Consider the following 13,165-nt stretch of genomic DNA (forward strand, 5'->3'; position numbering starts at 1 on the left):
CGCCCTTCTCGTTCCTGGGTGCGGCGTCGTACTCGGCAACGATCCGCAGTTTGTACTCCGAGGTGAAAGTGCGGCGCTTCGGCCTCGGTGCCGGGTCGGATCCGACAGGCTCTGTGCTGGGCATAAGGGACGGTTCTCCTGTCGTGCCCTCTCAGGCTAACCCCGCAGAACGGGATGTCTCACCCAAGGCTGACAGAGAGGGGCCTGAGCCTCTACCAAGTCGTCCGCGAACTGCAGCTACTGCTCGCAGCCTGGACCGGCGCCTGCCTCACCTGCCACCGCGACATACCAGCACTCGCACCAACCTGACCAAGCCCTACTAGGGAGCCGCTTCAAGGCCCGCTTGGACGCCTCACAGCACATGCCCTTGTGGCGCACCGCGCAGCTACTTGGCATCGACCGCGACCTCGCTGTCGGAGGCCGCCGGCTCAAGGCGACGACACTGGCTCACCTGGTGATGGAGATGGTCAAGCACTTCTGCTACTCCACCGAGGAGCAGGTCGCAGCGCGCCACCTGGGCACCGTCAACGGCCTCGACGACCCCGGACAGCAGTACGTTGCGCGACTCCTGTTGCCCCGGGCCCGGTGGGCATGGGACGACATCTGCTCGCCGAACGGCACACTTCCTTTCAAGCACGACCACTACCTCAAGATGTGGGCGCTCACCCGGCCCCGGTTGCGCGCCGACTACATCCTGCTGGACGAGGCACAGGACACGAACCCGGTCCTCGAGGAAATCTTCCTCGCGCAGGACGTCCAGCGCGTCTGCGTCGGCGACCCCTCCCAGCAGATCTACGAATGGCGGCATGCCAAGGACATCATGAGTGGATTCCCCGGTATGCGGATGGAGCTCACCCAGTCCTTCCGTTTCGGGCCGGCCATCGCGGAGGTGGCTAACCACTGGCTGCGCGCGGCCACTTCGATGATGCAGCTCACCGGCCACGCCGCTGAACCGTCCAAGCTGACCGAGGTGGAGGTACCCGACGCGGTGCTGTGCCGAGGTAACGCCGACGCCCTCGCCGAGGTCCTGCGCTTCCTGGACCAAGACGTGCCCGTCGCCCTGGTCGGCGGCGGGAAACCCCTGCTGAACATCGCGAAGGCAGCGATTGACCTGCAGGCCGGCCGCCGCACTTCACACCACGACCTCGCGCTCTTCTCCTCCTGGGGCGAGGTGCAGGAGTACGCCGAACAGGACTCCGCCGCCGCCGACCTCAAAGCCATCGTGGAACTCGTGGACACCTACGGCCCCCAGCAGATCATCCGCACGGTCCAGCGTATGAGCGACGAAGCACAGGCCCGCGTCGTCGTGTCCACCGTGCACAAGGCCAAGGGCCGGGAGTGGAACCGCGTACGGATCGGAGCAGGCTTCACTCCACCCGACGAAGGCTCCCCGCGCACCGTGCACCCAGCCGCCGCACGCCTCATCTACGTCGCCGTCACCCGGGCCCGCACCCAACTCGACACCACCGGCATTAAACGACTACAGGCCCACTCCACCGCCGCGACAGCGGACACCACACCCGAAGGCATCTCGCTGGCCCGGCTGCCGCTAACCGGACAACTGAAGTACCCACGCTCCCCGATTTCCACGTTCCTGGCTCGCCACCTTCCCCACCCCGAAGCCGTCATCGCCTCCTACCTCCAGCACATCCGTGGCCTACCGCATCCCGTCCAGCCCTTGAACGAACGCCGCCCCGACTACGCCGCCCTCGGCCACACCATCGACTACCGGCTGCGCCTGAGCCTCGGCTCGGACCCAGGGCCCGCCGCGATCGCCGGCGTCGAACTGATCGGCAGCGACCTGCCCATCGAGGGAGCACCTGCCCCCGCAGTACGCGCCAACCTCCACATGATCGGAACCAGCGTTCTGGGCCGCCTCCACGCCCACCTGGCAGATGCTTCCCGGCGGCTCGACAACGACGAACTGACCAGACTGTGCTTCGTCGCCGGCTTCTTCGAAGCCGTGTACCGAAACGGCGCCTTCTTCCGCAAGCGCAACCTCCTCGCCCAGGTAGACGAGCACACCACCGTCAAGGGCGTGACCAGCGCCGTGCCGAGCTACGTCCTCGACGACATCGACGAGCAGATGAAGCTCGCAGAAGAGCCCTTCACTCCCCTGCGGGGCCTGCCTGCCCAGCAGCGCGTATGCGGGCCGGTCTTCGCAGGCAGCGCCGACGTGAAGGCCGACGCAGACTTCATCACCGACGGCTTCCTCATCGACTGCAAAGCCCTCACCCGGCCCCACCGCGTCGGACGGGACGAGGTACAGCAGCTCGCCGGATACCTCCTCCTCGACTACGACGACCGTTACGACATCCGCGAGGTCGGCTTATACCTCGCCCGCCAAGGCGCCCTGATCCGCTGGACGGTCCCCGAGTTTCTCACCGCGCTCGGCGCCCGCACCCCGCTCTCGCAGATGCGTGCGGCGCTACGAGAACACCTGCGCCACAACCGCCCCGCGTAGGGCGCCACGAGCCCAGGCCGCGTCAGGCCCTCGGCAGACGCGTTGGCCCGTGCCCGCCAACGTCGAAGCCGGCACCACCTCGGTGCCGGCTTCGACGTTCCTGCACTACGCCTGCTTGTGAATGTCCGCCCGCGCCTTACCGCCTAGCGTCTTGGGTTCCACAGGGGGCGGCCCGGCTCGGGCGCGACCAGGCCGTTGAGGAACGGATCTCCCTTTGTGAGGGCGCGGATCAGTAGGGCGACCATGCCCATGTCGTAGCGGCGCCAGTCCGCCTTGTCCCACACCACGACCGGCCAGGTATCCGGGTCCGGGGCTTCGGTCAGCCAGAAACAGAGCTCTCCGCCGATCCCGCCACCCCACGCGAGCAGACCACCGGGCTCGGGGTAGAACGCGAAGGGGAACGCTGCGGGATAGCTGCCCCTGAGCTCGCGCAGGAGCGAGCTCGTTGCGGCAACGTCGTCCAGCATGGCCCGCAGTGCGGGGACTCCTGCTGACGGATCATGCAGCGGCCACGGCGTGTTGACACCAAGACGCCCGCACAGATCCCCTCCCCCGAAGGCGTCGACGAACGCCCGGTAGTCCGCAGGCAATTCGACTCCCACTGCCGTGCCGGACTCTGCCCAGGGCAACGCACTCCCTTCACAGGGCGTGATATCGGCGAGCCGTGCAAACTCCTCGATGTCGGCCTGCACGCTCATGCACCGCCCCTAGTCTTCGTTGAGGTATTCCCCGTTTTTGAGGTTCTGGACGTCCCGGGAACAGTTCTCGGCGACCTCGTTGCCCTGGTGGTCCCAGGCCATGATCTGGAAGCGGAATTCGAAGGGGATTCGATCCACATCTTTCATGTATTCGGGTACAACCGTCATTTGCACGACATTCGATTTCAGCAGGTCGGTGACGCATGCCTGGATGCCGGTCATGATTCCCACGTTGACCGGCTTTGTCCAGCAGGGCGAGAGGTTGGCGGTGATGCCCTTGCCGCCCAGTGCATTCGGGATGAGGTGGCAACTGTTTACCAGGTGGTGCTCGGTCGAATGCGGGAACAGGTGTTCGGCGCGCTCTTTCGCGTCGCGCATACCCGGGCTGTTGGGGTTCGCCTCCCCGCCGCCGCTGGTGTACCCGGCCAGGCAGGCAACCGCCCCACGGGCGCGTTCACCCCGTCCAATGGGGGAGTAATAGGTCCAGCCGTCGGCACCGTTGTCCTCAGCGCCGAGGGGGCGCCGGTCCAGGCAGGTCGGTTTGTCGCCGGGCTTGTCACTGCTCGATGCGCTGGGAGAGGCCGGAGCCCCTCCGGGCCCGGCGCAGCGCGCGCCGACCCTGCGCAGGTCCGTCCACTGGTGGGTGCCCGACTCGTTGACGATGACGAGGCGGTCGGTGCGGGGGCCGTCGCCGTCCGGCTCGCACAGGCTCTCCCGCGCCTGCCGGAACTGCGCTCCCGTCGACGACAGGAGTTGCTCCAGGCCGGTCGTGGTGGCCAGTGCCAAGAGCGGGCCCACGCCCGGCTCGAGGTTGATCTGCAGCACCCGTTCGAAGCCGGGCGGTGCCTTCTCGGTGCCGGCGTTCGCGGAACCCTGCCTCTCGCCGTTGAGCTGCTCGGCGCCGAGACTGATCTGCGACCCGAGCTGCCCCGGGCTCTCCACGGTCTTCGCCCGCACGGCACGCTTGATCCGCTGGCCCTGGCGGGTGGTCGTGTAGAAGTAATCGGCCCGGTATGTCTTACCGCCGGCCTTGTACGGCCCGGCCCACGTGACCTTCGCCTGCGGATCGCTACGCAGTAACTGCGCGACCTGCAGCAGCACACGCCGATTCTCGACCTTTTCGGTGGTGGGGAGGAGCCCGCGCAGGTCCTCGGGGTTCTCCAGGCGGCCGGAGTCGGCGATCGTCCCCAGAGCGGGCAACTCGCCCTGGTGGTTGGCCTTGTAGAGCGCATCGGCCGCCTTGTCACCGGCTGCCGTGTCGCTGGCCGGCCTGTCCTTCGTCATCAGGTCCAGCAGCTTCGCCACGGCGGGCTTCAGGGGAGTCCCGACGCGGACGTTGTCCGGCTGCAAGTTCCGTGCGTGCAGACGGCTGCCCACCTTGGGGTCCGGTCCGTACTCGGCGGACGAGTACACCCAGGCATAGTCGGTGTGCTTCACGGTCCGCCCAGGTGGGGCGATGTTGGGGCGGGTGCCGCTGACGCTCTTGGACTGCTTGGGCTGCAGGGTGCCGAGGGGGTGGGGCTGGTCCGGCACTTGCGGAAGGCTGAGATAGAGGGTGGCCGCGCCCGCCTTGTCCCCGCTGTTCGTGACCGTGAAGGAGTACGAGCACGGGTTGGTCGTGCACAGGTACCCGCTGTTATTGGTGATGGTGAAGGCCGGCCCCATGGACTTGGAGACCACCTCGGACGACGTGGCGGGCGCGACAGCGGTGGCCGCGGCCGCGGCGGCAGTCGAATGGACCGCAGCCGTCTGATCGGCAGTCGCCGGCTTCGGAACCATCAGGAGGTACGAGCTGTAGTCACTGTCCGCGTAGTCGGCGGGCGTGGCCGAGGCGCGGAAATCGGCCGACTCCGCCCAGCCCTTGGCGCGCCCGGGCGCGTGCCAGGCAGCGGGCTTGACCGGGCTTCGGTGGCTGGGATCCCCACCGATGGCAAGCACGGTGTACGGCGAATCTTCGGCGAGGACGACGGTCCAGCCCTGCGCCGTGTACGAGACCGCCTTGCGCCCCTCGATCGTTCCCGCGTTCTGCTCCACGACTCCGGGATCGGAGGTGACTTGCCTGACCACCGCGGCAAGTGACTTCGGCGTCAGAGAACCGGCATTCACGGCGAAGCTGTCGAGCATGTAGTAGCCGTCACGCTTCTTCGGCGCAACCCAGTGACCGGCGCTCGTCAGATCCGTGCCGTACAACGGGTCCTGCTGCGCCCAGAAGTCCGAGTCGCCCTTCAGGTAGAGCTGGTCACCGGACCACGCCATGGCGGACGTGCCGGCCACGGGTTTGCTCAGGGTTCCCGACGCCTGTCCCGACGCGGTCACCGTCAGGTCCGCGTGGGTCACCGGCGCATGCCGGACGGGGGAATAGGCCATCGACATGTTCACGGCCGGAAGGGCACTCAGCGCCCGAGCGGCCGGCGCCCCCCGGTGGGCTGGCGACACATGAGGGGCGGAGTCCTCCCGGTGGGAGGGGCTGGAACCGCTCGGCCACAGCACATACATGAGACTCGCGAGCACCGTCAAGGCGACGCCTATGGCGACGAACGGCAGGGCACGCCCTCGTCGGAGCCACGCGGTGGCCGGCCGCGACGGCCGGGCAGGTGGCACTGCGGGCGGCTGGGCCGGCGGCGGAGGTACCGCGGGTTCCTGGGCCGGCGGCCGAGGTACTGCAGGAGGCACGGGTAACGCCGTGGTGGATCGCGCTGATTCACCGGAGGGAGGTGGGGCCGCGGGGACAGGGGGTGCTTGCGGTGGCAGTGGGACGTTGCCCGGGGTTTGCTGCTGTGGCGAGGGTTTCGGGTTGCCGTATCCAGCGGGTGCGTCGATTCCGTCCTGTTCCTCGGATCCCGACTTCCTGTCTTGGTCCCCCACAGCGACTCCCCCAAGTGGCTTCCGTCGGTCCCAGCGTCTGAGAAAGATACGGCACTCTGCGGGCTCCTCGGGCGTGATTCGAGTGTGCTGGTCACTGGTGATGCTGTCGGGGCTATCGGGACGATGCCGCGTATCCACCCTGTGCGCACCCGCGCGTTTCCCCTTTGGTCACGGACCGTGTCGAACGCGGTGGCGAGCGGTGCGCCGTCGAGGCCGGGCTGCGGCGTGGAGGCGTAACTCGCAGCGCTGTGGCCCATGGCCTGGCCGGGCGCGCACCGGCATCAAGAGCAGGACCAGGCGGCCATGCTCGGTCCGGCCCGAACGGAGCGTCGGCGGTGGCGACCGCAGCTCTGCCCGCCAAGGGAGAGCGATGGGTTGGGGGATTGCCGGCGGGAGCGCAGCCGGTGCGGACGTCGTCGGTACTGACGTACCCGACTGTTTCTACGTGGCTGGCAGGGGACGGTTCAGCTTTGGCATGGGGTGTGTGGTGGCTGATCGGGCAGGTATACCGAGCGTTCCTGTGCCGTGAGATCGCGGCCCACTGCACGGCATATTTTGCTGATCGCTGTGGTGGGGGCGGGCAGGGCTACGGCCCACATACGTACGGTCTGGTCTGCGCTGGCGGTGGCCAGGGTGTGGCCGTCCGGGCTGAAGGCCACGGAGAGGACTGTGTCGGTGTGCCCGGAGAGCGCGGCCACGGTGATGCCCGTCTCCGTGTCCCACAGCCGCACCGTGCGGTCGTCGTTACCGGCCGTGGCCAGGATGCGGCCGTCCGGGCTGAACGCCACGGAGAACACCGGGGCGGTATGTACAGGGAGGCTTTTGCGGAGGCGGCCGGTGGCCGGGTCCCACAGCCGCACGGTGCGGTCTTCGCCGCCGGTGGCCAGGGTGTGCCCGTCCGGACTGAACGCCAGTGAGCCCATGTCATCGGCGGGTTCGGGAAGTTTCCTGTGGAGGCGGCCGGTGCTGGCGTCCCACAACTGCACTCCATGCTCCATGCCGCGGGTGGCTATGGTGCGTCCGTCCGGACTGAATTCGGCCCTGAACGCATCCTTTGTGTCACCGGAAAGCCCTGCGCGGAGACGCCCCGTGTCCGCGTCCCACATCTCTACACCGCGGTCGCTGCTGAGGGTGACCAGGGTGCGTCCATCCGGACTCCCCTACCGAGACAGCGAGGCTAGAGTGTCGTTTGATCTTTCCCGCCGGATGAGGAATGGAGTGCTTTCGTGGCCTTATTGGTCCGAGAAGACGTGCTTGACGTGCGGGTTTCCTTCAACAGCTTCGCCTTCCAGGAGTCGGACGACAGCTTGGTCCCGGTGCCGTACAACCAGGCATATGAGCAAGGCGGCTTCCTGACCCAGCACGCGCGCAGGATTGATGTGTACAGCGGCGCGCATACGCACGACGCCGAGGTGCGGGTGCGAGTCTGGGACACTGAGCCAGAGACGGGTGGCGGGCCCTGGGACGAGCAGGATGAGGCCGACTTCGAGTCGGCCACCGGGGATGTCGCAATCTGGTCGACGGTCTATGGCCGCTTGCCCGATCTGATCAGCCTGGGCGCCCCGGGCCGGTGGCGGGTCCGGGTGAGTTGTGCGGGCCGAGCCGAGGCCAAACGGGTGTCCGAGCAAGAAGGGGTCGCCTACGGCATCGAGAAGTACGTCGTCGACTTCTGGCTCCAGCGGTGACGAAGCGGGCTCGCCCCAAGGGGTAATACTTGGGACGAGCCCACATCCTCGGTCAGCTGATCTTGACGATGAAGCCGTCGTCCGGGCCGTCAATCATGCGGTTGTTCGTGTAGAAACCGGAGAGCAGATTGCCGGCGGCACCGTTCTGCGTGCCGTCCAGGGGCATTGCGGAGTAGTTTTTCTTCTCTACGTGGACGTCGTACTCCTCAATGGCGGATCCCTGATAGGTGGTGGCGAAGGGGAACTCGTCGCACTCCTTGCCCCCGTCGGTGTACTTGTCGCCCCAGTAGCGCTTGCACTCGCGGACCGCGACCGCCCGGTTGCGATCGGCCCGCTTCTTGTCGAGGTAGAGGCGGTTCAGGGGCTGGTCGACGGTGTCCCCGGGGACGTCCTTAAGCGCGTTGAGCGGCTTGGTCGCCTTGGGGTTCGTGAAAGCCAACTTGATGTGATCGGCAACGGCCTTCTCCGGGGCGCCGGGCTGGGAGCTGTATTCGAGCGTGGCCATCACACTGAAGACCGCACCACCCTTGTTGGCAGGGTTGCCTGCTCCCGTGGAGTTGCGCAGGTATGAGGCCGAGTCCCAGCGAGGGGCGAACATGAACGGCTTGCCCGTAACAGGGCTTGTGCCCACCCAGCCGGCGGGCAGCGTGCTGGTGATCTCGGGTTGGTAGACGGCGAATATGGCATCGGCGGCCCCCGAGCCCGTGCCCTGACCCGGCGCGTAGCGCAGAGTGTGGGTGTAGTGCGGTGCGGCCTGCATCTGCGGCCATGTCTTGGTCACCGGAAGGGCGTTGTTCATGACGGGCTTGGCTTTCGAGGGGTAGCTCTGGGGGACGGCACCCTTCAGGCCGATCTTCAGGCCGGCGACACCGGTGGTGCCCACGGCCTTGAAACCGGTGACGTCGTAGTCGAAGGACATGGTGCGATCGGTTTCCTTGGGCACCGAACCGCGAATGTACACGTAATAGGTGCTGGTGCCGACCGATCCCTTGCTTGTGGCCCAGATGGTCGTGACCTGCTGAGCTGTGCACACCGCAAAGCGGGACTTGATGTAGACCTGCGCGGTGCCGCCCATGTTCTTCTTGCACTCGTCCAGCGTCATCGAACGGGCAGGCTCGGGATAGCTGATCGTGCCCGCTGCCAGCGACGTCGGCACTCCGGCTCGGTTGAGGGGAGCGGTGGCCGCCCGGACAGTGGCGCGCTTGCCGTAGGCGGCTGCGGGGCCGACGACCTCCTTCGGCGTTGTCGCCGCGGTGGATGTCTGTGCGGTGCTGACCATCGAGCGCAGCGCACCGGGGGAGCGCAGTGACGCCGGCGAGGGCACCGGAGTTCCCACGGGCAGGACAAAGGTCTGAGCCGTCATCGCGCCGGACTCCGCAGCCCCCGCAGGGCTTACCGCCGGCAGTAAGGAGGCTGTTGCCGCCAGCATGGCGATGACCAGATGGCGCGTGCGCCGAGTGGAGTTGATGGTGTCCCCCTGGGAGGTGGATCGAGCTGTGTGACGCCGCAGCGATCTTCGTCTGCGACCTTCATCACCCTCTTCGGTCGAATAATCGAATTTCTATGCGATGGAAACCGTGTGTCCTGAAGTCGAGCAAAACTGACCGAATAGTCGACCTTTCGCCGGTCGCCGGCGAGGGCGCCCGTGGGAGGTCGCGCTTGCGACCTGGGGAGCGGTAGGGGGATGTGTTGCGGTGGCCTGCCCTACGGTTCCCGCATTTCGTGCGGGCCTTCGTCGACGCGGCGCTCGCCGCGCAGCATGGCCGGCCCTCTCCCGGCACCCCCACGGGTGCGGGGCGACCGGCATGAGGCGGCGTCGTTGACCACGGCATCGCGTGCATGCCCATCCGACCGGGTGGTCGTGGGGGTTCTTGCCAGCTGGTGCTTGACGCTGTGACTCCGGGACGAAGGCGGTACGGCGCGGAACCGGTCCGGTGGGGGCGGTCTTCTGCCTCATAATCCTCACGTGTCCGAATCCCCCGTCCCGATACCGTCGGGCTCCGTTCCGACAGGTACGCCCGCCTGGTCGTCCACCGATGCCGCCCTATGGGCCCGGGCCCGCCCCGCATCCTGGGCCAGGCCTGTGTGGTCCGTGCCGGCGCTGGTGATCACCGTCGTATGGGCGATCGCGGTGGAACCGGTACCGTCGTGCAGCGATGCGGCGCCCTGCGGACCGGACTGGGGCGGCATGGCGGAAGTGGGTCTGGCCGTTGGCCTGTTGTACTGGCTCGCCCGGCTTCCGGAGCTCACGCTGATCGCAGCGCCCGCGCTGGCGGCCATGGTGGCGTGGGGAGAGCTGCCGGGCGCCGACCGGATGTCCCAGGTCGCGAATTTCGCCGTGATCGGGGCCCTGGGCTTCGGCTGGGCCGCGGCCCGCGAGCAGCTGGCCGCCCGGTCCAGGCAGCGGCGGCTCGTGGAACGGGCTACCGGAGTGCGGCATCGGTTGCCGGAGCCCGCCAGCCCACTCGTGCGAGGCAGGCTCCCGCTCGCCGCCGGGCTGGTCCTGTGCTCCGTGGCCGCCGGTGCGGTCCTCTTGGGGCTGAGCGGCATGCGCGCGGACGAGCGGCACGCGGACCGGGCCGTGCACATCACGGCGACGGTGATCCGCCGCGGCGAGGAGACGGTGCGCGTCCGCACCGATGACGAACGGCGCATCACCGTCGACGCGTTCTACCCCGAGGACTACGGCGTCGGCAGCACGGTGAGCGTGCTGGAGAGCGGCTCGTGGCGGCGCCTGGTGGCGGAGCCGTACGACGCCTTCGGCTGGCAGCTGCTGGTCCTGGCGGCCGGGCTGCCCGGGCTCTCATTCCTCACGGTGGGCGTCCTCGCCCGCCGCCGTGCCATGGCGCTGCGCCGCGCACCGGTGCCGGCCCTGCGCGTGCTGGACCGCACGGACTATGAAGGACGTACCTGGGTCTACGCGGTCGATGACACAGTCGGCCAGACCGCGCTCTTCACCTGTCTCTGCACGGCGACGTTCCCCGATGACGACGAGCGGGTGGATCGCATCGAAGACGAAGCGGAGGAGGAGGACGAGGAGGAATTCTCCGTCGACACGCGGTTGCACGAAGCGGTCCTGTTCGGCGCCCCCTACGAAGGCGGCGAACTGGTCCTCGTCACGACGGACCGGGCGGGGGACCCGATCGTGATCCGCACCGTCGGCCCGGTCCGGCTCCCCCGAACCGGCAAGAAGCCCCTCTTGGGAGCCACTGCCCTCACAGGCACCGACCCCGACACCTCAGATCCGCAGCGGCGGGCCCGGATCGACCGCATCGCCGCCACCCTGGCGCCCACCGGTCGCCCGGTGCGCTGGGGGCCGGGCCCTGTGGCCCGAACCGCCGGACTGGCCCTCACCGCGGGCGTGGCGGCCGGGGTCTCCTTCACCGCGCACTCCCTCGCGGCGGAGGGCTTCCACTGGCACCTCCTCCTCCCCCTGCTCGCACTGCCGATATGGATCCGCTTCGCGGCCGTCCTCCTCAACTGGCGTGCCACCGCGGACAGCACCGGTCTGTGGCTGACCGGGGCCTGGACCGTACGGCACGTCCCATGGGAACGGCTGCGGGCAGCCGAGTACACCGACAAGGGCGGCGTAGAGATACGCCGGTCGGACGGCGGCACCTGGTATCTGACGGGGCTGGGGGAGCCGCGCCTCGAACGACGACTGCGACTGCGCCCGTCGTACGTCCGCATGGCCGAGGAGGTCACAGCCCTGCACACCCACCCGGAACTGCGGCCCGCGGAACCGAGCCCACCGAGCGACCACGGCCTGCCGCTGGGCCCCGTCCTGCTCCTTCTCATCGGCCTCGCCGTCACGGCCGTGCTCATCACGTGAGCACGAATCGAACTGGTGAAGAGGCAGTATTCGATGGGTGCGCTATTCGACGGTGGCTATGTCGATGGCTTCGGGAGTCGTTTGCAAGTGACCGTGGGAGGCAGCACCTACTGACCGGCCTCTGTTCCTCAAGTGCGGGCCCTGACGCCCACGCGGCTGCTGGATCCCAGCGGGTCTCGTCTTCGGCGGAGTCTTCGGGCCGGCTGTCCTGTTCTTCGTTGCCGGTGACGAGCACCCGCAGCTCCGAGCGCGGATCCAGGCGTAACTCGTCGATCATCAGGGTCTCGTGGCTATTGAGTGGCATATGAGCCTCACCTGATACATCCCTGACAAATAGAACGCATACGTTTTGGAATGCCGTCGCGGCGCCTACTGACCCGAGCGGCCCACACAGCCCATGAACCGCGCCCCGGAAGGGCTCCTATTTCCCATGCATATGCCCCCTCGCGTCCTGCGCCGCAGCATCTTCACCGCGGCAGCCGTCGCTGCGGTCACCGTGGTGACTGCCTGCGGGAGTTCTCAGCCCCAGTCCCGGCCTGAGCCCGTGACCGTCCGTCCGGTCCAGGTCTCCGAAGAGGCTGGCACGAAGCAGGTGGCCGAGCTCACCTACGACCTCGGTGACACCGCCTACGCTCCGCCCGGCCTGGCCGATAACCCCACGGAACTGAGGGCCGTCGTCACCTACCCCCGCCAGCTCGGCAAAGACAAGCACCCCCTGGTGATGACGCTGCACGGCTGGGCCGACACCTGCGCCGCCGGGGACAAGCCCGTCCGCCCCTACGCCTGGCCGTGCGGCAAGGAGGCCCGGCCGGTCGACAACTACCGGGGCTACGCCTACCTTGCCCGGGCTCTGGCCGAGAAGGGTTACATCGTGGTGTCGGTGTCGGCCAACGGCATCCAGGCCCACGAGCAGGACCAAGGTCACATCGCGCGCCGGGCACTGCTGGACAAGCACCTGGAAATGTGGCAAAAGCTGACCGCCGGAAAGGGCCCGCTGCAGAAGCTCAAGCAGTTCACCGGCCAGGTGGATCTCAACCGGGTCGGCACTCTCGGGCATTCGCGCGGCGGCGGCGGAGTCCTTGCACAGGCCCTGGATAGCCACAAGCCTTTGCCCGGCGTGAACATCCGGGGCACGCTGGCGATCGCACCCGCCATGAACGGCATCGACGCCAACAAAGAGCGCATCACCCGCGTCCCCGTCGCCGTGCTCGCCGGTACCTGCGACGCCATGTGGGACGACAGCAAGATCCCCCTCGCCATGGCCGCCAAGAACCCCCACGCCCACCACCACGCTGTGACCGGCGCCAACCACAACTTCTTCAACACCGTCTGGACACCCGGCACCGGGCCACGGTTCGCCACAGACGACGTCGCAGTCGAAAAGCGGAACCTGCCTGGCGGCCGGTGCAAAAGCACCAACGGGACGGGCAATCCCCAGCAGCTCAAGCCCGCCGAACAGCGCCAGGCCGCGATCCGCTACGTGACCGAGTTCTTTGACAAGTACGTGCGCTAACCTCGGGACTGTAAAACGTTCGGCTCTGTTCCGTAGTCGGTGGTGACGGCATGTTACGAGTCTCGTTGACATCACATGCGCGATATCAACTCCCTTGTGGAAACAGTG

The 13,165-nt window shown here is 67.8% G+C and carries 8 protein-coding genes; 4 read left to right on the forward strand and 4 right to left on the reverse strand.

What is annotated here, in order from left to right; genetic code table 11:
- Nucleotides 1-361: 361 nt before the first annotated feature.
- Nucleotides 362-2,464 (forward strand): UvrD-helicase domain-containing protein, encoded by a 2,103-nt coding sequence (locus ACZ68L_RS42345; protein WP_469589071.1) that lies wholly within the window; start codon nt 362-364, stop codon nt 2,462-2,464.
- A gap of 143 nt (nt 2,465-2,607) precedes the next feature.
- On the opposite strand, the gene ACZ68L_RS42350 is transcribed toward ACZ68L_RS42345, so the two are convergent.
- The 3 genes from ACZ68L_RS42350 to ACZ68L_RS42360 all read right to left on the reverse strand — a co-directional run bounded on the left by ACZ68L_RS42350 (nt 2,608) and on the right by ACZ68L_RS42360 (nt 7,025).
- On the reverse strand, nt 2,608-3,162 hold the full coding sequence (locus tag ACZ68L_RS42350) for a hypothetical protein (RefSeq protein WP_469589073.1): 555 nt from the start codon (nt 3,160-3,162) through the stop codon (nt 2,608-2,610).
- 9 nt (nt 3,163-3,171) lie between these two features.
- On the reverse strand, nt 3,172-5,541 hold the full coding sequence (locus ACZ68L_RS42355) for a hypothetical protein (RefSeq protein WP_469589076.1): 2,370 nt from the start codon (nt 5,539-5,541) through the stop codon (nt 3,172-3,174).
- A 950-nt stretch (nt 5,542-6,491) separates the two neighbouring features.
- The gene (locus tag ACZ68L_RS42360) at nt 6,492-7,025 is read right to left on the reverse strand and encodes a WD40 repeat domain-containing protein (protein ID WP_469589078.1); all 534 of its coding nucleotides are present in this window, start codon (nt 7,023-7,025) and stop codon (nt 6,492-6,494) included.
- Between the two features lie 228 nt (nt 7,026-7,253).
- Here ACZ68L_RS42360 and ACZ68L_RS42365 point away from each other — a divergent pair, with 228 nt between their 5' ends.
- Nucleotides 7,254-7,712: a hypothetical protein gene (locus ACZ68L_RS42365; RefSeq protein ID WP_469589081.1), complete on the forward strand. Its 459-nt coding sequence runs from the start codon at nt 7,254-7,256 to the stop codon at nt 7,710-7,712.
- 52 nt (nt 7,713-7,764) lie between these two features.
- Here ACZ68L_RS42365 and ACZ68L_RS42370 read toward each other — a convergent pair whose 3' ends face one another.
- Nucleotides 7,765-9,075, reverse strand: a complete 1,311-nt coding sequence (locus ACZ68L_RS42370; protein WP_469589083.1) for a NucA/NucB deoxyribonuclease domain-containing protein — start codon at nt 9,073-9,075, stop codon at nt 7,765-7,767.
- 603 nt (nt 9,076-9,678) lie between these two features.
- On the opposite strand from ACZ68L_RS42370, the gene ACZ68L_RS42375 reads away from it, so the two are divergent.
- Both ACZ68L_RS42375 and ACZ68L_RS42380 read left to right on the forward strand, forming a co-directional pair.
- The gene (locus tag ACZ68L_RS42375) at nt 9,679-11,544 is read left to right on the forward strand and encodes a hypothetical protein (RefSeq protein WP_469589086.1); all 1,866 of its coding nucleotides are present in this window, start codon (nt 9,679-9,681) and stop codon (nt 11,542-11,544) included.
- A gap of 430 nt (nt 11,545-11,974) precedes the next feature.
- Nucleotides 11,975-13,057, forward strand: a complete 1,083-nt coding sequence (locus tag ACZ68L_RS42380) for an alpha/beta hydrolase family protein (RefSeq protein WP_469589088.1) — start codon at nt 11,975-11,977, stop codon at nt 13,055-13,057.
- Nucleotides 13,058-13,165: the final 108 nt, after the last annotated feature.

This window comes from Streptomyces sp. NPDC104309, from assembly GCF_055584025.1.